This is a genomic window from Sphingomonas sp. Leaf242, from assembly GCF_001422045.1.
Lineage (GTDB): Bacteria > Pseudomonadota > Alphaproteobacteria > Sphingomonadales > Sphingomonadaceae > Sphingomonas.
Map to the genome: position 1 here is coordinate 308,130 of NZ_LMLW01000008.1, position 19,895 is coordinate 328,024.

The 19,895-nt window shown below is 67.0% G+C and carries 21 protein-coding genes; 16 read left to right on the forward strand and 5 right to left on the reverse strand.

The genetic code is table 11. The features are described 5' to 3' along the window. Positions 1–69 precede the first annotated feature (69 nt). Genes ASF09_RS09305 through ASF09_RS09325 form a run of 5 tightly spaced genes read left to right on the forward strand, consistent with a single transcriptional unit; the run spans position 70 to position 2,875 of the window. On the forward strand, positions 70–492 hold the full coding sequence (locus ASF09_RS09305) for a hypothetical protein (RefSeq protein WP_156359302.1): 423 nt from the start codon (positions 70–72) through the stop codon (positions 490–492). A gap of 10 nt (positions 493–502) precedes the next feature. Then, complete coding sequence (locus tag ASF09_RS09310) at positions 503–1,087, forward strand: sigma-70 family RNA polymerase sigma factor (protein WP_060525958.1); 585 nt, start codon at positions 503–505, stop codon at positions 1,085–1,087. Next, positions 1,080–1,802, forward strand: a complete 723-nt coding sequence (locus ASF09_RS09315; protein ID WP_060525959.1) for an anti-sigma factor — start codon at positions 1,080–1,082, stop codon at positions 1,800–1,802. The genes ASF09_RS09310 and ASF09_RS09315 overlap by 8 nt, the downstream gene beginning before the upstream one ends. Beyond that, positions 1,802–2,266 carry a DUF3429 domain-containing protein gene (locus ASF09_RS09320; RefSeq protein ID WP_060525960.1) on the forward strand — a complete coding sequence of 155 codons (465 nt, stop codon included), beginning with the start codon at positions 1,802–1,804 and terminating at the stop codon, positions 2,264–2,266. The genes ASF09_RS09315 and ASF09_RS09320 overlap by 1 nt, the downstream gene beginning before the upstream one ends. Before the next feature lie 51 nt (positions 2,267–2,317). After that, entirely contained in the window at positions 2,318–2,875 is a 558-nt protein-coding gene (locus ASF09_RS09325) for a Uma2 family endonuclease (protein ID WP_060525961.1), read from the forward strand. Between the two features lie 31 nt (positions 2,876–2,906). Here the strand turns inward: ASF09_RS09325 and hemA are convergent, their stop codons facing one another. Together hemA and murI are read right to left on the reverse strand one after the other, a co-directional pair. Beyond that, complete coding sequence (hemA, locus tag ASF09_RS09330; protein WP_060525962.1) at positions 2,907–4,169, reverse strand: 5-aminolevulinate synthase; 1,263 nt, start codon at positions 4,167–4,169, stop codon at positions 2,907–2,909. A gap of 136 nt (positions 4,170–4,305) precedes the next feature. Beyond that, positions 4,306–5,094, reverse strand: a complete 789-nt coding sequence (gene murI / locus ASF09_RS09335; protein WP_060525963.1) for a glutamate racemase — start codon at positions 5,092–5,094, stop codon at positions 4,306–4,308. A 251-nt stretch (positions 5,095–5,345) separates the two neighbouring features. On the opposite strand from murI, the gene plsY reads away from it, so the two are divergent. Beyond that, positions 5,346–5,960, forward strand: a complete 615-nt coding sequence (gene plsY, locus ASF09_RS09340) for a glycerol-3-phosphate 1-O-acyltransferase PlsY (RefSeq protein ID WP_060525964.1) — start codon at positions 5,346–5,348, stop codon at positions 5,958–5,960. Next, positions 5,953–7,044 carry a DNA-processing protein DprA gene (gene dprA, locus ASF09_RS09345; protein WP_060525965.1) on the forward strand — a complete coding sequence of 364 codons (1,092 nt, stop codon included), beginning with the start codon at positions 5,953–5,955 and terminating at the stop codon, positions 7,042–7,044. Before plsY ends, dprA begins: the two co-directional genes overlap by 8 nt. 43 nt (positions 7,045–7,087) lie before the next feature. Here dprA and ASF09_RS09350 read toward each other — a convergent pair whose 3' ends face one another. Then, the gene (locus tag ASF09_RS09350) at positions 7,088–8,377 is read right to left on the reverse strand and encodes a glycosyltransferase (protein ID WP_060525966.1); all 1,290 of its coding nucleotides are present in this window, start codon (positions 8,375–8,377) and stop codon (positions 7,088–7,090) included. 212 nt (positions 8,378–8,589) lie between these two features. On the opposite strand from ASF09_RS09350, the gene topA reads away from it, so the two are divergent. After that, a complete protein-coding gene (gene topA, locus ASF09_RS09355) occupies positions 8,590–11,193 on the forward strand; it encodes a type I DNA topoisomerase (RefSeq protein WP_060525967.1) in 2,604 nt (867 codons plus the stop codon). A 133-nt stretch (positions 11,194–11,326) separates the two neighbouring features. Here the strand turns inward: topA and ASF09_RS09360 are convergent, their stop codons facing one another. Together ASF09_RS09360 and panC are read right to left on the reverse strand one after the other, a co-directional pair. Continuing rightward, on the reverse strand, positions 11,327–11,623 hold the full coding sequence (locus ASF09_RS09360; protein ID WP_060525968.1) for a sel1 repeat family protein: 297 nt from the start codon (positions 11,621–11,623) through the stop codon (positions 11,327–11,329). 78 nt (positions 11,624–11,701) lie between these two features. After that, a complete protein-coding gene (panC, locus tag ASF09_RS09365) occupies positions 11,702–12,553 on the reverse strand; it encodes a pantoate--beta-alanine ligase (RefSeq protein ID WP_060525969.1) in 852 nt (283 codons plus the stop codon). Positions 12,554–12,628: 75 nt separating this feature from the next. Between panC and ASF09_RS09370 the strand changes: the two genes are divergently transcribed. From ASF09_RS09370 to ASF09_RS09405, 8 genes are all read left to right on the forward strand, one after another. Beyond that, complete coding sequence (locus tag ASF09_RS09370) at positions 12,629–13,444, forward strand: division plane positioning ATPase MipZ (protein ID WP_060525970.1); 816 nt, start codon at positions 12,629–12,631, stop codon at positions 13,442–13,444. Beyond that, entirely contained in the window at positions 13,441–13,695 is a 255-nt protein-coding gene (locus ASF09_RS09375; protein WP_056053349.1) for a DnaJ domain-containing protein, read from the forward strand. Before ASF09_RS09370 ends, ASF09_RS09375 begins: the two co-directional genes overlap by 4 nt. Before the next feature lie 67 nt (positions 13,696–13,762). Further along, a complete protein-coding gene (gene pgmG / locus ASF09_RS09380) occupies positions 13,763–15,130 on the forward strand; it encodes a phosphoglucomutase/phosphomannomutase PgmG (RefSeq protein ID WP_060525971.1) in 1,368 nt (455 codons plus the stop codon). Between the two features lie 388 nt (positions 15,131–15,518). Next, the gene (locus ASF09_RS09385; protein ID WP_060525972.1) at positions 15,519–15,968 is read left to right on the forward strand and encodes a PH domain-containing protein; all 450 of its coding nucleotides are present in this window, start codon (positions 15,519–15,521) and stop codon (positions 15,966–15,968) included. 81 nt (positions 15,969–16,049) lie between these two features. After that, positions 16,050–16,790 carry an exonuclease domain-containing protein gene (locus ASF09_RS09390; protein WP_235529772.1) on the forward strand — a complete coding sequence of 247 codons (741 nt, stop codon included), beginning with the start codon at positions 16,050–16,052 and terminating at the stop codon, positions 16,788–16,790. A 75-nt stretch (positions 16,791–16,865) separates the two neighbouring features. Next, positions 16,866–18,371 carry a sensor histidine kinase gene (locus tag ASF09_RS09395; RefSeq protein WP_060525973.1) on the forward strand — a complete coding sequence of 502 codons (1,506 nt, stop codon included), beginning with the start codon at positions 16,866–16,868 and terminating at the stop codon, positions 18,369–18,371. Continuing rightward, on the forward strand, positions 18,368–18,808 hold the full coding sequence (locus ASF09_RS09400; RefSeq protein ID WP_060525974.1) for a response regulator: 441 nt from the start codon (positions 18,368–18,370) through the stop codon (positions 18,806–18,808). The genes ASF09_RS09395 and ASF09_RS09400 overlap by 4 nt, the downstream gene beginning before the upstream one ends. Beyond that, entirely contained in the window at positions 18,805–19,836 is a 1,032-nt protein-coding gene (locus tag ASF09_RS09405) for a sensor histidine kinase (RefSeq protein WP_060525975.1), read from the forward strand. The genes ASF09_RS09400 and ASF09_RS09405 overlap by 4 nt, the downstream gene beginning before the upstream one ends. Positions 19,837–19,895 lie beyond the last annotated feature (59 nt).

Consider the following 19,895-nt stretch of genomic DNA (forward strand, 5'->3'; position numbering starts at 1 on the left):
GGGTGCTGACTTTCGTCAGGATGACGGAGCGCAATGCTGGCTCGCTCGCCCGCGCCATAGGAGACGTCCATGAAAGCCCTCACCCTCCTAACCGCCGCCGCGCTGACCGCCTGCTCAGGCCCTGCCCCCGATACCAGCAGCGACGGCAACATGACCTCCGCCGGATCGGTCGAGCGCAAGGTCGCCGCCCCCAAGCCCAAAGCGCCCGACTACACCGGCCGCTGGATCGGCGTCGAAGGCATGGTCCTCGACGTCGCCCCCACCGCCACCCCCGGTCACTATGCACTGACGATGCAGTGGGACCTCGACGACAAGGGCAAGTTCGATGGTACCGTGACCGGCAACACGATATCGTTCGATCGCAAAGGCATCCGAGAAACCCTGCGCCCGACCAACGGCGACGCGACCGGGCTCAAATATCTGTTCGGCAAAACCGACTGCCTCACCGTGAAGCCCGGCGAAGGCTATTGCCGCGACGGGCTAAGCCGCTAGGTTCCCGCACGTGACTATCGCACATGCCACCGCCGCCCAGGCGAACGCCGACGCCGCCCGCGCGCACCTGTCCGAGGTGCTCTTGCGCACCGGGCAAGAGGACCGCGAAGCGTTTCGCGAACTCTATTCGCTGACCAGCGCGAAGCTTTTCGGCATCACCCACCGTATCTGCGGCAACGCCCAAGCCGCGGAGGATGTGCTGCACGAGGTCTATCTCACGATCTGGAAACGCGCCGGTGCCTGGGAACCCGGTCGCGCGAGCCCGATAACCTGGTTGGCGACGATCGCGCGCAACCGCGCCATCGACTGGCAGCGCGCGCAGGGCGTCCGCCGCACGAGCCCGCTCGACGACGCACCCGACATCGCCGATCCCAGCGAGGGCGCAGAGGCAGGGATGCTGGCGAGCGAATCGTCGCGCGAACTGATCGAGTGCCTCGACGGTCTCGAACCGCAGCAGCGCGATGCGATCCGCACCGCGTTCTTCGACGGCATTACCTACGCCGAACTCGCGATCAAACGCGCCGTGCCGCTGGGCACGATGAAGAGCTGGGTCCGCCGCGGTCTCGCCCGCCTGAAGGATTGCCTCGATGGTTGATCCGACCACCGACACCAGCGTGCCCGAGGACGTTGCCGCCGCCGAACTCGCACTCGGCCTTCTCGAAGGCGAGGAGCGCGGGGCAGCCCTGCGCCGCGTGCTCGCCGAGCCCGGTTTTGCCGCGCAAGTCGAATGGTGGCGGTCGCGCCTGGCGGTCCTGTTCGACCTCTGGCCCGAACGCGCCGCGCCGCCACATCTCGCAGCCCGGATCGAAGCAAGCCTCGATGGAACCCCGGCCCCCGCGCAAACGAGCCGCTTCGCTTGGCCGGCGCTCGCCGCCGTCACCAGCGCGATCGCCGCATCGCTTTTGCTGTTCGTCATGGTCCGCCCAGAGCCGACCGTGCCCGTCTCGCAACCGATCGCCCCCTCAATACCGGCCGCGCGCCCGACCAGCGTGCTTGTGGCGATGCTCGGCGATGCGAAGTCGCCGGTTGCAGCAGTGTACGATCCCGCAAACGGCGCGCTCCGCGTCGCCGCAGGTCCCGGCGTTCCGAACGCGCGCGTCGCGCAACTCTGGGTGATCGGTGGCGACGGCGTGCCGCATTCGCTCGGCCTGCTCTCCGGCCGTCCGACCTCGCTCGCGCCCAAGGGCGTCGATCGCGGTCGCATAGCCCCCGGCGCGACGCTCGCCATCTCAGTCGAACCGCTCGGCGGCTCGCCGACCGGCCTGCCGACCGGCCCGGTCGTCGCCACCGGCGTGGTCGCGCGCGTCTGATGACCAAGCGACCCGCCGCGGCCGGCGGCATCCCGCCGATCGCGCGCCTGCTCGGACTAAGCGGCCTCCTCCCGCAACTCGCGGCGGTCGCGTTGCTCCTGAGCGGCGATCCGCAAAGCCGGTTCTCCGCGCTGGCGATCGCCTACGCCTATGCCGCGATCATCCTGAGCTTCCTCGGGGGTCTCTGGTGGGGCCTCGCCGCGCGCACCGACTCGCCGCCGCGCTGGCTCTGGTTCGCGAGCGTCGCCCCCTCGCTGATCGCGCTGGTCACCGCCTGGCCCTGGATGGTCGGCCTGCGCTGGCCCGGCCCGTCGCTGGTCGTGCTCGGCATCAGCCTGATCGCCGCGCTGCTCGTCGACCGCGCTCTCGTACGCGCCGGCATCGCACCACCCGGCTGGATGGCCCTGCGCATACCCCTGTCGCTCGGCCTCGGCGTCCTGACCATGCTGGCCGCCGCGCTTTAACGGTTTGCCGGGCGACTCGTAGGAGCCTCGGATTCGTGGTACGACTCGGCCATGAATAAATCCGCCGTTATTCTCCGCACCGATCAGCAGACTAGGGCGCGTTTCACGACCGCCGAGTTCCTGCGCATGGGTGAGTCCGGCGCGTTCGACGACATCAAAGTCGAACTGGTCGATGGGGAACTCGAACGGATGAACCCACCCCAAACGGCGCATGCCGCGCGCCAAGCCAAGATCGCTATTCGATTGTCGCGATTGTTACCCGAAGCCCGGATCATGGGCGAGGTAGGCGTGGACCTCGGGAACGACACCGTGCTGGGCTGCGACTTGGCCGTGTTGCGCGAACCCGTGGAAGGCAATCGCCTGCTGATCGCCGACGACCTTCTGCTCGTGATCGAGGTCGCAGAAACGTCGGTGGCTCGCGACACCACGATGAAGCGTTTCGCTTACGCCAGCGGCGGCATCCCGCATTACTGGGTGGTCGATGGAAACCGCTCCGTCGTCCATGTCTACGCCAAACCTTTGGAAGGCGATTACACGCGATTCCGTTCGGTAGGTTTCGGCGAAACACTCGAAGTGCCGAGCACTGACGGCACGATCACGATCGATTGACCAATGTGGCCCCGCCTCGGCGGGACCGACTTCAGGCCGCCTTGCGCAAGTCCAGCCGGCTCCAGATCTCCACCAGCGCATCGGTCAGTTCGCGCATCATCGCCTCGGTATGCGCAGGACCCGGCGTGAACCGCAGCCGCTCGGTACCGCGCGGCACGGTCGGGTAATTGATCGGCTGCACGTACACGCCGTATTCGGCGAGCAGCACGTCGCTGATCTTCTTCGCCTTGACCGGATCGCCGACCATCAGCGGCACGATATGCGTATCACCGATCATCACCGGCAGCCCAGCGTCCTTCAGCATCGCCTTAAGCATCGCCGCGGAAGCCTGCTGCCCCTCGCGCTCGACGCTCGAGCTTTTCAGATGCCGCACGCTCGCGAGCACGCCAGCGACCAGTACCGGCGACAGCGAGGTCGTGAAGATGAACCCCGGCGCGTACGAGCGGATCACATCGACGATCGTACGATCGGCGGCGATATAGCCCCCCATCACGCCGAACGCCTTGCCCAGCGTCCCCTCGAGAATCGTGATCCGGTGCGCGACCTCGTCCCGCTCCGAAATGCCGCCCCCACGCGCGCCGTACATCCCGACCGCATGGACTTCGTCGCAATAGGTCAGCGCGTTGTACCGGTCGGCTAGGTCGCACACCGCGGAGATCGGCGCGATGTCGCCTTCCATCGAATACACGCTCTCGAAGGCGATCAGCTTCGGTGCCCCCGGATCTTCGGCCGCGAGGAGCTCTTCGAGATGCGCGAGATCGTTGTGGCGGAACACGCGCTTCTCGCAGCCCGAATTGCGGATGCCCGCGATCATCGACGCGTGGTTCAGTTCGTCGGAAAAGATGATGCAGCCCGGCAGCACCTTGGCCAACGTCGCCAACGTCGCCTCGTTCGAGACGTACCCGCTCGTGAACAGCAGAGCCGCTTCCTTGCCGTGCAGGTCGGCAAGTTCGCCTTCCAGGTCGACATGGTAATGCGTGTTGCCGCCGATGTTGCGCGTGCCGCCCGAGCCCGCACCGACGTCGTGCAACGCCTCTTCCATCGCCGCGATCACCTTAGGATGCTGGCCCATCGCGAGGTAATCGTTCGAGCACCACACCGTGATCGGCTTCGGCCCGTTATGCCCGGCGAAGCAGCGCGCGTTCGGAAACGCACCCTTGTTGCGGAGAATGTCGATGAACACGCGGTAGCGCCCTTCGGCATGCAACCGGTCGATCGCCTGCGTGAACACGCGCGAATAATCGACTCGCGGACCCAAGGTGGAATCCGTTGCCGTGATGCCGTTGGTAATCATAGGCTTGGGCACTACGCCTCGCTTTCACTCGTTTCCAGCGCAATACCGCTCTTACGGTGATCGCTTTCCTCATCCTGGCAGCACATTGCCACGATGCGGCCGCGACGCAAGGTGGCACATTGTCCCAGGTCAGCGCTTAAAGCTGCTCGATCCTGCCAAACCCGTGCGCCGCCAAGGCGGGTCCGAGCGCGCGCTCCTGGTCGCCCAACCGGGTGAAGACGGCAACACCCTCCCCCGCTCCCGACCATGATTCGCCCTGCATGAGATGCACGATCCGTCGCGCGATCCCAGGTCCGCCATCGACGAAGCGCACGCCGGGAGCAGCGACCGCAAGCTCCGCTTCCACCAGTGGAAAATGCGTGCAGGCATTGACGATCACGTCGATCGCGTCGCCGCCGGGCTGCGAAAACAAGCCATCTAGCACCGCTGCATAGCGTTCCGGCGCGACGACTCGGCCGTGCAATTTCGCTTCGGCCATCTCGACCAGAGCCGCCGAGCCGTAGCGCAGCACCGTGCAATCGCCCGCAAACTTCGCCGCCAGATCATCGACATACGCCTGCCGCACGGTCGCCTCGGTCCCCAGCACGCCGATCGTCCGCGTCTTCGAAAGCAGCGCGGCGGGCTTGATCGCCGGCACCGTCCCGACCACCGGCAGATCGAGCGCGGCGCGCACCACCGGCAGCGCGATCGTCGAGGCGGTGTTGCACGCGATCACGATCAACCGCGGTCGATATCGCTCAGCCAACCGCCCCAGCAACACCGGCACCCGCGCCGCGATCTCCGCCTCGCTCTTGGTCCCATACGGAAACCCGGCCGAGTCGGCGGCATAGACGAACGGTGCATCGGGTAGCGCCGCGCGCGCCGGACCGACGATCGACAACCCGCCGACACCGGAATCGAAGAACAAGATGGGGCGCGTGTCCATGCGCGGGCTCTTAGAACGGATCACCCCCCGTAAACCAGAGGGACCTGCCCCCCTCCCTGGAAGGGAGGGGTCGGGGGTGGGTTGGTTTCCGTAGCCGGCGACGTTGCACCACAAGCCGGCCAACCCACCCCCAGCCCCTCCCTTCCAGGGAGGGGAGCGCGTCGATCGCTGGGCCGGCGATTGCTACAACCTCAGGCCATTTGCCGTCAGCCCCGCGTCGTTTATAAGCCCCTCCAGAACGGGGGACATAGTTGCAGACGGAAATTCTCTGGGTCGCGCCCACGCTATCGCTCGTGCTGAGCTATCTGCTCGGCTCGATCCCGTTCGGCGTCATCCTCACGCGGCTGGGCGGCGCGGGCGATCTGCGCACGATCGGCTCGGGCAACATCGGCGCGACCAACGTTCTGCGCACCGGCCGCAAAGGTCTCGCCGCCGCCACGCTGCTGCTCGACATGGCCAAGGGCGCGGTTGCCGTGCTTCTGGTCGCACACCTGTTCCCCGGCAACGCGCTGCTCGCAGCGGCCGGAGCCTTCATCGGCCATTGCTACCCCATCTGGCTGAAGTTCAAGGGCGGCAAGGGCGTCGCGACGCTCATGGGCATCGTCGTCGCGCTGCACTGGCCGCTCGGGCTGGTCTACGCGGTCGTCTGGCTGGGACTTCTCGCGGGCCTGCGCATCTCCTCGGTCGCGGGCATGGCCGCCGCGCTCAGCGCGCCGTTCGCAGCCGCGCTGTTCGGTCGCTTCGACCTCGTCCTGCTGCTCCTCGCGCTCGCGCTGATCGTCCTGTGGAAGCACCGCGAGAACATCGAACGCCTGTTCTCGGGCACCGAGCCGCGCATTGGCTCCAACCGGCAAAAGAGTGACTGACCCGACGGTCTCAAGACTTCGGCTCATCCGCACGACCGGGATCGGACCGGTCACCTATCGCCAGCTCATCGCCCGCTTCGGCAGCGCCGACGCCGCGATCGAAGCACTCCCGATGCTCGCCCAGCGTGGCGGCGGACGCGCGCCGAAAATCGCAGACGCAGCGCTCGCCGAACGCGAAATGACCGCCACCGCCAGGCTCGGCGCACGCTACCTCTTCCTCGACAACCCGGACTATCCCCGCCTGCTCGCCGAGATCGAGACCGCGCCCCCAGCGCTCATCCTCCGCGGCGATATCGCGCACGCCAGCCGCCCCTGCATCGCGATGGTCGGCGCGCGCAACGCGTCGGCTGCCGCCTGCCGCTTCGCCCGCCAGCTCGCGCTGCAACTCGCCGAGGAAGGCACGACGATCGTCTCCGGCCTCGCCCGCGGCATCGACACCGCCGCGCATATCGGCGCACTGGGTGCAGGCTCGAGCGGCGCCACGATCGGCGTCATCGCCAGCGGTATCGACATTGCCTACCCGCCCGACAACACCGCGTTGCAGGAGCGCATCGCCACCGAAGGCCTGCTGCTCGCCGAACAGCCCCCCGGCACCGAGCCCAAGGCGCGCAATTTCCCCTCGCGCAACCGCATCATCGCCGGCCTCGCGATCGGCACAGTGGTGGTCGAGGCCGTCCCAAAATCCGGCTCGCTCATCACCGCGCGGCTCGCCAACGAATCCGGCCGCGAAGTCATGGCCGTCCCCGGCAGCCCGCTCGACCCCCGCGCGCAAGGCTGCAACCTCCTGATCCGCGAAGGCGCCACGCTGGTACAGTCCGCCGCCGACATCCTCGAACAGATCCGCCCGTTCGACCCGCGCTCGGTCCGCTCCCCGATCGAAACCTACGCCGCCTCGTCACCGGAGGACGCAAGCGACACCGACCGCCGCCGGATCACCGACCTGCTCGGCCCCGTCCCGGTCGCGATCGACGAACTCCTCCGCCAGTCGCGCCTGACTCCGGCTGTGGTCCAAACGGTCCTGCTCGAACTCGAACTTGGCGGCCGGCTCGAACGCCATGCGGGCGGGCGCGTAAGCCTCGCCTAACGTTCGCAAATCCGGCGAAGTGGCCAACCTCCGTCGGCATGCATCACGAACAGAGGCGTGCGATCCGGTCCGCCGCGGTCGCCGCGCCATCTTCGCCTGCGACGACATCCGCTGCCGCCTGCGCCGCCTGCGCCATCGCCGCATTGGATAGGACGTGCGCGATGACGCTGGCGGTATGCGCGTCGCCAAACCGTTGGCGCTTGATCGTGAGGGCGATGCCCGCCGACTCAAGCCGTGCAGCGTTGTCGAACTGATCGCCGAAGTGCGGAACGACGATCTGCGGGCGGCCTGCTCGGAGTGCCTGGCCCGTCGTTCCTATCCCGCCATGATGAACCACCACCGAGGCCTCGGGGAAGACCGTCGAATGCGGCGCGTAGTGCATGGACAGGCAGTCACCGTCGCGACGCGGAGGCCCCGGTCGCCCCGTCAGCAGAAGCGCGCGCTTGCCAAGCTTCCGACTGACGGCGGCTGCGTCTTCGTAAAAGCGACCTGCCGATACGACCGCGAACGATCCCAGCGTGAAGATCAGGGGGGCGTCATCCGCCCGCCGGCATTCGTCCAGGAACGCCTCCAGTTCGGGCGCACGCGCCTCGTCCGCGCCGGACTCGCTATCGAAGAAGGGAAAGCCGGTCAGTGATGCCGTGCTCGCTACATCGGGTGGGAGCATGCCCAATGCCGAGGACCAACAACACAGGATCGCTGCCGTCGCCGGGCCATAATCGAGCATTGGCGCCCCCTTTCCGGGGCCGAGCCCGTGTTCGGCGCGCACCGCATCGATTCGCTTGGCATACCGTCGGCGCAGGACGGTTCGCGCCAGCGACAGAAGCGCGCTGTTCCAGCCATGGCCCACGCGGGTCTGCGGATGATGGCGCATCAGTTCGAACTGTCGGGCGACCGGCGGCTGCCACGCGGAAAACAGCGTCATCGGTTGAAGGATGATGGTCGCCAGCGGCAGCCGTCGCTTCTCGGCGACGATCGCGGCCGAGAATGCGAAGGTCGAGCTGGCCAGTGCATCGGCCCCATCGGCCACAGCATCCAGAGCGGCGGTGCTGGCGCGCAACGATGGCATCAGGATTTCGTCGATCACGAAATCCGGGTCGGCGAGAACCTTCGCGGCGGCCTCGGTATCGTCCAGGCCCAGCCGCGTGCAGATCGCCGCAAAGCTCGGCAGGATCGATGCCCCCTCGAGTCCGGCGGCCCTTACCTTGTCTAAATGATCCTCGGGCACGGCCAGCACCACCCGTTCGCCACGCGCCACCAGTGACCTGCCGATCGCAATGAACGGATGCAGATCGCCCAGCGAGCCGATGGTGGCGAGAACGATGCGAGCCATGACTGGAAGTACACCGCGATCATTGCGGTCGCGAGACAGCGTGATTTTTCGGTACACGCGGTGCTCAGGCCGTCGTCGCGGTACCCGCCCTCTGGAAATCCCGTCCTCGCGACCGCACCTCTTGCACGTCACTCTGAACCCACTGCGGGTTGACGCGGCTACCCCGACGCCGTCACCCTCGTACGCGTACACGTAAGGACCCCGGTTTCCCCATGCAGCTTGTCATCGTCGAATCGCCTGCCAAGGCCAAAACCATCGAGAAGTATCTGGGCAGCGATTACCGCGTCCTGGCCAGCTACGGCCATGTCCGCGACCTGCCGCCCAAGGACGGCTCGGTCGATCCCGATGATGCGTTCGCGATGACGTGGGAGAATTACGCGGACAAGTCGAAGCAGCTGAAGGCGATCACCGATCTCGCCAAGGTCGCCGACCGCCTGATCCTCGCGACCGATCCGGATCGCGAGGGCGAGGCGATTTCGTGGCATGTCCGCGAAGTGCTGCGCGCACGGAAGGCGCTGCCCAAGGAGGTCGAACGCGTCACCTTCAACGCGATCACCAAGGCCACCGTCACCGAGGCGATGAAGAACCCGCGCGAGCTCGACGACGACCTGATCGACGCCTACCGCGCCCGCCGTGCGCTCGACTACCTGGTCGGCTTCACGCTGTCGCCGGTGCTGTGGCGCAAGCTGCCCGGCGCCAAGTCCGCCGGCCGCGTCCAGTCGGTGTCGCTGCGCCTGATCGTCCAGCGCGAGCGCGAGATCGATGTCTTCAAGCCACAGGAATATTGGTCGGTCACGGCCGAGATGGAGCATGACGGCACCGCCTTCACGTCGCGCCTGACGCAGTTCGAGGACAACAAGCTCGACCGCCTGTCGATCGGCAACGAAGGCGATGCCCTGCGCGCCAAGCAGGCGGTGCTCGACGGCAATTTCTCGGTCCAGTCGGTCGAGACCAAGCCCGCCGGTCGCAACCCGCCACCGCCGTTCACCACGTCGACGCTCCAGCAGGAAGCCTCGCGGAAACTCGGCTTCTCGGCGGATCACACGATGCGGATCGCGCAAGGGCTCTACGAGGACGGCGCGATCACCTACATGCGTACCGACGGCGTGCAGATGGACTCGAGCGCGATCAGCGCCGCGCGTCTGGCGGTCGCGAACCGCTTCGACGCGAGCTATGTCCCCGACAAGCCGCGGCAGTATCAGTCGAAGGCGAAGAACGCACAGGAAGCGCATGAGGCGATCCGCCCGACCGACTTCGGCAAGGACAAGGCCGGCGGCGGTGATCACGCGCGCCTTTACGACCTGATCTTCAAGCGCGCGCTGGCGAGCCAGATGGCGTCGGCGCGGATGGAGCGCACGACGGTCGAGATGGCCGACGGCACCGGCCGCAACATCCTCCGCGCCACCGGACAGGTCGTGCTGTTCCCAGGCTATCTCGCCTTGTACGAGGAAGGGTCCGACGATTCCGCCGACGAGGACGCGCGTCGCCTGCCGCGGATGCGCGAAGGCGATGCGCCCGCCAAGAAGAAGGTCGACGCGGAGCAGCACTTCACCCAGCCGCCACCGCGCTTCTCCGAAGCCTCGCTGGTCAAGCGGATGGAGGAACTCGGCATCGGCCGCCCGTCCACCTACGCGTCGATCATCAAGACGCTGAAGGACCGCGCCTATGTCCGGATCGAGAAGAACCGCTTCTTCGCCGAGGAGAGCGGGCGCCTCGTGACGGCGTTCCTCGAACGCTTCTTCGAGAAATATGTCGGCTACGACTACACCGCCGAGCTCGAGGAGGAACTCGACGACGTCTCCGGCGGTCGCGCGCAGTGGCAGTCGGTGCTCGACGCGTTCTGGCGCGATTTTAAGCCGCGCACCAACGAGGTTATGGAGCAGCAACCGTCGGCGATCACCGCCGAACTCGACACCTTCCTCGCGCCGTATCTCTTCCCGGCCAAGGCGGACGGCGGCGATCCCCGTCTCTGCCCCAATTGCGGCGAAGGCCAGCTGGCGCTGCGCGGCGGCAAGTTCGGCGCGTTCATCGCCTGCTCGAACTATCCCGAGTGCAAATACACGCGCCGCTTCGCGCAGCCCGGTGGCGACGCCGAGGCGGATGCCGGCCCGTCGACGCTCGGCACGCACCCCGACACGGGCCAGCCGATCGAGCGCAAGTCGGGACGCTTCGGCCCGTATCTGCAGATCGGCGAAGGCGAAGACCGCAAGATGGCGTCGATCCCGAAGGACATCGGCGAGCTGAACCTGGAATGGGCGGTCAAGCTGCTGTCGCTCCCGCGGACGGTCGGCAACCATCCCGAGACTGGCGAACCGATCATCTCGACAATCGGCAAGTTCGGCCCGTATCTGAAGCACGCGGGCAAATACGCGCGGCTCCAGACGACCGCGGACGTGTTCGAGACGGGCATGAACGCCGCGGTCGTAAAGCTTGCGGAAGCCGCAGCCGGCGGCGGACGCACCGCGCGTGGGGCTCAGGCGCCGCTCAAGGTTCTCGGCAACCATCCGCGCACCGAGGCGGAGATCAAGCTGATGGAAGGCCGCTACGGCGCGTACGTCACCGACGGCACGACCAACGCGACGTTGCCTAAGTCGATCGAGAAGGACCAGCTGACGCTTGAGGAAGCCGCGTCGCTGATCGACGCGCGGGCCGCCGCGGCACCCGCGACGAAGAAGAAGAAAGCGCCCGCCAAGAAGCCGGCGGCGAAGAAGGCACCGGCCAAGGACGCGGCGGAGGCGAAGGCTCCAGCCAAGAAGGCCGCGGCTAAAAAGGCCCCCGCCAAGAAAGCCGCCCCAAAGAAGAAAGCAGAGGCCTAATTCCCCTCCCGCTTGCGGGAGGGGCTAGGGGAGGGACCGAAATACCCCACGAACGCGACGTTCGCGGTAAGCCCCTCCCCCAACCCCTCCCGCAAGGGGAAGGGGAAGGGGAAGGGGAAGGGGAGTTTTCAACTTAAGCAGCCCGGCGCTGCGTCAATTGCATCCAATCCCGCGCAGCACGCTGCGCCACCGAGATCTCCCGCGCGGTCATGTCCTCGGCGATCTCCGCGCGGCATTCCTGTGCGGCGACGTTCCCCGACACCGCCGCCAGGTTGAACCATTTGTGCGCCTCGATCAGGTCGAGGACGACGCCCGACGTCCCCGTCGAATACACCATCCCGAGTTCGTAACACGCCCGGTCGTCGCCGCGCGCGGCATCCGCCAGACGGCGTTCGATCGTAATATTCGCGGTCTTGAAACTGCTGCCCATGGTCTTGCCCCCAATGTTCGTGAGGACAGACTGCCGTGATTCGGGCTACGAAATGGTTAATGGGTTAACGTCTGCTTTTTACAAGTCGCCCGGACGGTCGATCGCGATGTTATCAATCAAGCGCGTGGCGCCCATCCGCGCCGCCGCCAGCAACCGCCGCGGACGCTCCGCCGCAGGGTTCTCCGCCAGCGTCTCGGCATCCGCCAGCGCGACGTAATCGATCGTGAACCCCGCCCCGACCAACGTCGTCCGCGCATCGTCGAGCACCGACTCGACGTCCTCGCCCTTCGCGATCGCCCGCGCCGCGACGCCGAGGGCTCGCGGCAAGGCCACCGCCTGCTTCCGCTGCTCGTCGTCGAGATAGATGTTGCGCGACGACATCGCCAGGCCATCGTCGTCGCGCTGCGTCGGCACCCCGACGATATCGATCGCAAAGTCGAGATCCGCCACGAACCGCCGGACGACCGCCAACTGCTGGTAATCCTTCTCGCCGAAATACGCCGCATCGGGCCCGACCTGGTTGAACAGCTTCGACACGACCGTCGCGACACCGTCGAAATGGCCTGGACGCGAGGCGCCGTCGAACCCATCGCTGACACCCGACACCCGCACCGACGTCGCGAACCCGTCGGGATACATCGTCTCGACCGACGGCAACCAGAGCAGGTCGCACCCGGCTTCGTTGAGCATCCGGATATCGGCCATTTCGCGCCGCGGATAGCGCGACAGATCCTCGTTCGGGCCGAACTGCGTCGGATTGACGAAGATCGACGCGACCACCTTCGTCCCCGGCCGCTTCGCCGCCTCGATCAGCGCGACATGGCCGGCGTGGAGCGCGCCCATCGTCGGGACGAGCGCGACGCGCTGCCCCGCCGCACGGAAGGCGGCGACGCTTTCGCGCAACGCATTAAGGTCCCGGACGGTGTCCACGTGAAACTCCTACTCGATAAGTGCGGTCGCGGCTTCTATGAAGGGTGACTGTTACGATCAATAAGGAAACGCGCGTTGGCCACGGGCCCCGACTCACCCCAAGCTTCGACGCACGTCATCGTGTTCGCCAACGAGAAGGGCGGCACCGGCAAGTCGACGACTGCGGTGCACGTCGCGATCGCGCTTGCCGCGAAGGGTGCGCGCGTCGCGTGTCTCGATCTGGATCACCGCCAGCGCACCGTCGGACGTTATCTCGACAACCGTGCCGAGACGATGAGGCGCAACGGCTCGGTGCTGCCGATGCCGCGCCACGCCACGCTGTCCGACCAGAGCGAGGATCAGTTCGAGGACCTGTGGCACTCGCTCTGCGAAGGCTCGGACTTCCTGGTGGTCGACACGCCGGGCCGCGACGATCCGTTCGCGCGCACCGCCGCCGCTCTGGCGAACACCTTGGTAACGCCGATGAACGACAGCTTCGTCGACTTCGACCTGATCGGCCAGGTCGATCCCGAGACCTATCAGGTGACCCGCCCGAGTTTCTATTCCGAACTGATCTGGGATGCGCGGAAACAGCGCGCGCGCGCCGATGGCACCACGATCGACTGGGTCGTGTTGCGCAACCGCCTCCAGCATATCGAGGCGCGCAACATGCGCCGCGTGTCGGATGCACTGGCGCAACTGGCCAAGCGCGTCGGTTTCCGGATCATCCCGGGACTCGGCGAGCGCGTGATCTACCGCGAGATGTTCCCCGCAGGGCTGACGATGATCGATGCGAAGGCGTTCGGTAGCATGGGCCTCGCGCATGTCGCGGCACGCCAGGAATTGCGCGAGATGATGGCCGCGTTACAATTGCCCGAAGTTGTCGAGCAAGCGCCGGACGTCGCTGCGTGAAGTGGATCGTCGCCGCGCTGTTTATTTGGGCGGCGTGGCATTATCTCCGCCCCAAGCCGAAGCAGCGCGTCGTAACGGATGAAGCGGAGGCCCGCTCGATCCTCGGCATAGACAGCAGCGCGAACGCCGACGCGATCCGCAGCGCCCACCGCCGCCTGATCGCCTCGGTCCACCCCGACCGCGGCGGCTCGACCGACCTGACCCGCCGAGTGAACGCCGCGCGCGACCTCCTCCTGAAGCGCGCCCGCTAACCTCAAACCGCCGTTCGTCCTGAGCGAAGTCGAAGGACAAACTCTGCACGAACGGAAAGACAGGCCAATGACCCACCAGTTCGACCCGACTTCGCTCCGCGAATACGACATCCGCGGGATCGTCGGCAAAGCGCTCGGCACCGCCGACGCCGTTGCGATTGGCCGAGGCTTCGCCACCCGCATCCGCGCCGCTGGCGGAACACGCGTCGCGGTCGGTTATGACGGCCGCAACTCCTCGCCCGAACTCGAAGCCGCGCTCGTGTCCGGCCTCATCGCCGGCGGCGTCGACGTGGTCCGCATCGGGCTCAGCACCTCGCCGATGCTCTATTACGCCGAAGCCACGCTAGAAGTGGATGGCGGCATCCAGGTAACCGGCAGCCATAATCCCCCCGAGTATAACGGCTTCAAGATGGTGCACGCCCACGCGCCATTTTTCGGCGACGACATCCAGGACCTCGCCGCGCTCGCCGCGTCGGGCGCGTGGAGCGAAGGCGCGGGCGAGGTTACGACCGCAGACGTCCTCGACGCGTATGTCGGCCGGCTGATGGCCGGCTATGCGGGCGGCGCGTACCGGATCGGCTGGGACACGGGGAACGGCGCCGCCGGCCCGGTGATCGAGAAGCTCGTGCAATTGCTGCCGGGTGAGCATCATGTGATCTTCGCCGACGTCGACGGCAATTTTCCCAATCATCATCCCGATCCTACCGAAGAGTCGAACCTCGCCGATCTGAAACGCCTGGTCACGGAGAAGAACCTCGATTTCGGACTGGCCTTCGACGGGGATGGCGACCGGATCGGCGCGGTCGACGGCTCGGGACGGGTGATCTGGGGCGACCAGATCCTGTCCATATTGGTCGAACCTGCGCTTCGCGAGCACCCCGGCGCGCCGATCGTCGCGGATGTGAAGTCCTCGCAGGCGTTGTTCGACCGTATCGCCGAACTGGGCGGCGAGCCGGTGATGGCCGCCACAGGCCACAGCCTGATGAAGACCGCGATGACCCGCACCGGCGCACCGATCGGCGGCGAGTTGAGCGGCCACCTGTTCTTCGCGGGCGAATATTACGGCTTCGACGACGCGCACTATGCTGCGGTGCGGCTGATCCGCGCGGTGCATCTGTCGGGCCGGTCGCTGACTGAATTGCGCGATGCGATGCCGGCGTTGGTGGCGACGCCGGACCTGCGCTTTCCGGTCGAGGATGCGCGGAAGTTCGCGGTGGTGAACGCGGTGATCGCGCGGTTGAAATCCGAGGGTGCGGAGATGGACTTGACCGATGGTGCCAGGGTGACGACCGCCGACGGGTGGTGGTTGCTGAGAGCCTCGAACACGCAGGCGATGCTGACCGTGCGCGCTGAGGCAAAGGACCAGGCAGCGCTCGATGCGCTGCTAACCGAGGTAGATGCGCATCTGTCGGCAAGCGGTGTAACGCGACGCTAACCGCGAGAATTGCACCACCCCGGCGAAGGCCGGGGCCCAGCTGGAAAGGTGGATACAACGAAGCGCTCCGCTCCGTTCGCAACGTCCCCCAACTAGACCCCGGCCTCCGCCGGGGAGGTGCTGATGGAGAGGGCGCTCCCAAAATTAGACGAGCACCTCGCGGCGAGCCGTGCAGTGCCGCCCCCTCCCCCGTCATTCCCGCGGAGGCGGGAACCCAGACTGGCTAGCCTTCCAAGGGATCGCAACCGTCCGGAGGATATGGATCCCCGCGTTCGTGGGGATGACGACGACGTGGCGAGCGGCGGCTGTATCCGGACGACAGCCACACATGATTGACTCACCATCCCCCTCGCCTACCGTACCGACCACCACCCCAAGGAGTCCCCAAGTGGAGCGCCCAGTCGACGAATTTCGCTCCAGCACGCGCCGCTGGCTACTCGGCAGCTTTGCCGGTTGGGGCACCCTCCTCACCTGTCTCGCCGGCGTGGGCTTCGTCATCATCGGCGTCCGCTGGCTCAAGAACCGCAGCGCCAGCTACGAGATCACCGACCAGCGCCTGATCATCAAGCGCGGCATCCTGTTCAAGACGATCGACGAGATCGAGCTCTACCGGATCAAGGACGTCCGCCTCGGCTACTCCCTCCTCAACCAGATGACCGACATCGGCACGATCATCCTCACCTCGAGCGATCGCACGACCAGCGGCGGCGAGTTCACGCTCCGCGACATCCCGATGGCGCGGGACCGTCGCGAAGGCCTGCGGAAACTGGTCGACCGCGCCCGCCAGCGCCGCGGCGTCCGCGAACTCGACGTGGACGACTCATACGCGCTGGATTAAGCGCGCTTTTGTCCCCACATGGCGGGCATGGCGCCCCCCTACCCCAAGCCCGCATATTCCAAGCCTAGGCCGCAACCCCAGATGATCCGGGTCGTCGACCTCGAGACCACCGGCTCGGCCCCGCCCGCGCACGGCGTCTGCGAGATCGGCTGGCAGGACGTCGCGCTCGGCGAGGACGGCCGCTGGGAGATCTACGGCGAAGGCGGCAGCCTGCTCGTCAATCCTGGCCGGCTGATCCCGCCGGTGACTCAGGCGATCCACCACATCCTCGACGAGCATGTCGCCGACGCGCCGTACTGGCATGACTGTGCGCGCCAGGTGCTCGACCCGTGGCCGCGCCGGCTCGCGCTCGCCGCGCACCGCGCCGATTTCGAGCAGAAATTCTGCACGCCCGCGCTCACCCGCGACGCCGAGTGGATCTGCACGTGGAAATGCGCGCTCCGCCTCTGGCCCGACTCGCCGAGCTTCTCCAACCAGGTACTGCGCTACTGGCGCAGGCCCCACGGCATGGAGCACGAGCGCGGACTCCCCGCTCACCGTGCGTTCCCCGACGCCTACGTCACCGCGTTCCACCTGCGCGACATGCTCAACGAGGCGAGCTTCGCTCAGCTCGTCGAATGGTCGCGCGACCCCGGCCTGATCCCGCGCGTCCGCTACGGCCCCGACCGCGGCAAGGAATGGTCCGAGCTCGATCACGAGACGCTGATGGCGTTCATGACCGACCGCGATCCCGATATCCGCTTCACCGCCAACCACGAGATGGACCGGCGCAGCGGCGGCGGTCGCGTCGGCAAGGCGAGTGCGCAGGACCTGCTGCTCTAGATCAATATGGTCGTCTCTGCGGACGCGTCAGTATCGCTGGCGTAACGACCTCCCCCCGCCTACACCCCTCCCCCTATGGTCCGCGTACGCTTGAAATTACCGTCGTCGGAGGGGCGGGTCGCACGGTGGCTGGTCGCGTTCATGACGCTCGGCTTCATCGCGCTGGCCGCCGCGGCGATCGCGATCGGCTGGATCACCATCCGCAACCGCACCTATACCGCCGAGATCCTCCACACGCAGGACGTCCGCCAGGCGGTCGCGACGCTCCAGATCCAGATGGAGCAGTCCGAGACCGCGCGGCGCGGCTACATCCTCGCCGGCAAGCCGTTGTTCGCGGCCGCCTACGCGCGAACCGCAGGCAACCTGGTCCCGTCGATCCGCAAGCTGCGCCATTTAACCCGCGACAACCCCAACCAGATCGCGCGCCTCGCGCTGATCGAGCCGCGCTTCGTCCAGTTGCGCGCGCTCCGGACGCAGTCGATGACCCTGGTCGCCTCGGGCCGGATCGCCGAGGCGCAGCGTCGGTTCGCGGTCGATGCCAGCGTGCCGTTGATGCGCGGCATCCGCTACCGCCTCCAGGCGATGGCCGCCGACGAAGTCCGCCTGCTCGCGATCCGCACCGAACGCCAGCAACGCACCAGCGCACTGTTCCTCTCGGTCGCCGGGCTCGCCGCAGCGCTGCTGCTGATCGTCGCGATCCTCGCGGTCCTGCTGATCCGCCGCTACACCGCCGACCTCGCCACCTCGCGCGACAGCCTGCGCACCCTCAACGAGACGTTGGAAGAGCAGGTCACGGAACGCACCGCCGACCTCAGCCGCGCGAACGAGGAAATCCAGCGCTTCGCCTATATCGTCAGCCACGATCTGCGCTCGCCGCTGGTCAACGTGATGGGCTTCACCGCCGAACTCGCGACCGCCGCGGGGCCGCTCGCCGAGCTGGTCGATCGCGCCGAAGCCGAGGCACCGCACATCCTGACGGAAGACGCACGGCTGGCGGCGCGCGAAGACCTGCCCGAGGCGATCGGCTTCATCCGCACGTCGACGCAGAAGATGGACCGGCTGATCAACGCCATCCTGAAACTCGCGCGCGAAGGCCGCCGGACGATCGCGCCCGAGCATATCGACCCCGCGCAGCTGGTCGACACGATCGTCGGCGCGATGCAGCACATCGTCGACGATCGCGGCGCCGTGGTCCGCGTCGAGCGGCCGATGCCCACGATCGTCACCGATCGCCTCGCGCTCGAACAGATCCTGTCGAACCTGATCGAGAACGCGACCAAGTATCTGAAACCCGGCCGCCCCGGCGAGATCACGGTCAAGGGCCATACCGAACGCGGCCGCGTGATCCTGTCGGTGGTCGACAACGGCCGCGGCATCGATCCACGCGATCATCAGCGCGTGTTCGACCTGTTCCGCCGCTCGGGCGCGCAGGACCAGCCGGGCGAAGGCATCGGACTCGCGCATGTCCGCGCACTCGCCTATCGTCTGGGCGGCACGATCGACGTGCAGTCGACGCTCGGCGACGGCGCGACCTTCCGGCTCAACCTGCCGACACACATGACCATCCAGGACGCAGCATGAACGATCACAAGACCGTCGGTATCGTGATGATCGAGGATGACGAGGGTCATGCCCGCCTCATCGAGAAGAACATCCGCCGCGCCGGCATCCTGAACGATATCCGTCACTTCACCGACGGCACCAGCGCGCTCGACTTCCTGTTCAACGCCGCCGATGGCCCCGCAAAAAGCGGCCCCGCGATGATCCTGCTCGATCTCAACCTGCCCGACATGAGCGGCACCGACATCCTCGCCCGGATCAAGGCGGAGGGCAGCCCGCTCAAGCGCACGCCCGTCGTCGTGCTCACCACCACCGACGACAAGGTCGAGATCGAGCGCTGCTACGATCTCGGCTGCAACGTCTACATCACCAAGCCCGTCAACTATGAGAGTTTCGCCCAGGCGATCCGCCAGCTCGGGCTGTTCCTGTCGGTGATCCAGGTGCCCGAAGCCGAGTGAGCGAAACGCGCGTCCTCTACATCGACGACGACGCCGGGATCCGGCGGCTGGCGGCGCGTGCGCTCGAACGCCGCGGCTACCGGATGACCGTGGCCGAGACCGGGGCTGAAGGCGTCGTGAAGGCTGCTGCCCAGCGCTTCGACCTGATCGCGGTCGACCATTACATGCCTGGGATGGACGGCCTCGAAACATTGGAAGCGCTCCGCCGCCTGCCCGATCCGCCCCCCGTCGTGTACGTCACCGGCTCCGAGGAAGGCCGCATCGCGGTCGCCGCGCTGAAGGCCGGTGCCGCCGATTACGTCGTGAAGACCGTCGGCGACGACTTCTTCGACCTTCTCGCCGCCTCGTTCGAACAGGTCCGCGCCCGCGCCCTGCTCGAACAGGAAAAGGCGTCCGCCGAAGCCGACCTCCGGGCCAGCAACGCGCGGCTAGAGGCGCTGCTGGGCGAGGTCAACCACCGCGTCGCCAACTCGCTGCAACTCGTCTCGGCGATGGTCCGGCTCCAGGCGACCGCGCTGACCGACCCTTCCGCGCGTGAGGCGCTGGAGGATACGCAGCGCCGCATCCAGGCGATCGCGCAGGTCCACCGCCGGCTCTACACCAGCAACGACGTCGAGAGCGTCGACATGCAGGAATATCTCGGCGCGCTGGTCGACGAACTGGCCGAGACCTGGTCGACCGAGGCGCTCCCCCGCGCCTTGAGCCTCGCCGCCGAACCGATCCGCCTGCCCACCGACCGCGCGGTGTCGCTCGGCGTGATCGTCACCGAACTCGTCACCAACGCGTGCAAATACGCCTACCCCAACAGCGGCGGCGAAGTCCGCGTCGCGCTCCGCCGGATCGACGACGACGTCTTCCTGCTCGCGGTCGAGGACGATGGCTGCGGCATCCCCGAGGACGCGACGCCGCGCGGCACCGGGCTCGGCACGAAGCTGATCCGCGCGATGGCGCAGAGCCTGCAGTCGATCGTCGAATACGACCCGACCCACACCGGCGTCCGCGCCACCCTCCGCGCGGCGGTGCGGTAGCGGGTACCAAGCCTCAGAACTCCCCTACCCCGTTCGTGCTGAGCGAAGTCGAAGCACCC

Excerpts from the sequence above, each read along its gene's own strand:
- ASF09_RS09305 (WP_156359302.1), top strand. The coding sequence starts at position 70 with ATGAAAGCCCTCACCCTCCTAACCGCCGCCGCGCTGACCGCCTGCTCA.
- pgmG (WP_060525971.1), top strand. The coding sequence starts at position 13,763 with ATGACCCACCAGTTCGACCCGACTTCGCTCCGCGAATACGACATCCGC.
- ASF09_RS09400 (WP_060525974.1), top strand. The coding sequence starts at position 18,368 with ATGAACGATCACAAGACCGTCGGTATCGTGATGATCGAGGATGACGAG.
- ASF09_RS09350 (WP_060525966.1), bottom strand. The coding sequence starts at position 8,377 with ATGGCTCGCATCGTTCTCGCCACCATCGGCTCGCTGGGCGATCTGCAT.
- ASF09_RS09320 (WP_060525960.1), top strand. The coding sequence starts at position 1,802 with ATGACCAAGCGACCCGCCGCGGCCGGCGGCATCCCGCCGATCGCGCGC.
- hemA (WP_060525962.1), bottom strand. The coding sequence starts at position 4,169 with ATGATTACCAACGGCATCACGGCAACGGATTCCACCTTGGGTCCGCGA.
- ASF09_RS09360 (WP_060525968.1), bottom strand. The coding sequence starts at position 11,623 with ATGGGCAGCAGTTTCAAGACCGCGAATATTACGATCGAACGCCGTCTG.
- murI (WP_060525963.1), bottom strand. The coding sequence starts at position 5,094 with ATGGACACGCGCCCCATCTTGTTCTTCGATTCCGGTGTCGGCGGGTTG.
- ASF09_RS09395 (WP_060525973.1), top strand. The coding sequence starts at position 16,866 with ATGGTCCGCGTACGCTTGAAATTACCGTCGTCGGAGGGGCGGGTCGCA.
- ASF09_RS09325 (WP_060525961.1), top strand. The coding sequence starts at position 2,318 with ATGAATAAATCCGCCGTTATTCTCCGCACCGATCAGCAGACTAGGGCG.
- ASF09_RS09315 (WP_060525959.1), top strand. The coding sequence starts at position 1,080 with ATGGTTGATCCGACCACCGACACCAGCGTGCCCGAGGACGTTGCCGCC.
- ASF09_RS09390 (WP_235529772.1), top strand. The coding sequence starts at position 16,050 with ATGATCCGGGTCGTCGACCTCGAGACCACCGGCTCGGCCCCGCCCGCG.
- topA (WP_060525967.1), top strand. The coding sequence starts at position 8,590 with ATGCAGCTTGTCATCGTCGAATCGCCTGCCAAGGCCAAAACCATCGAG.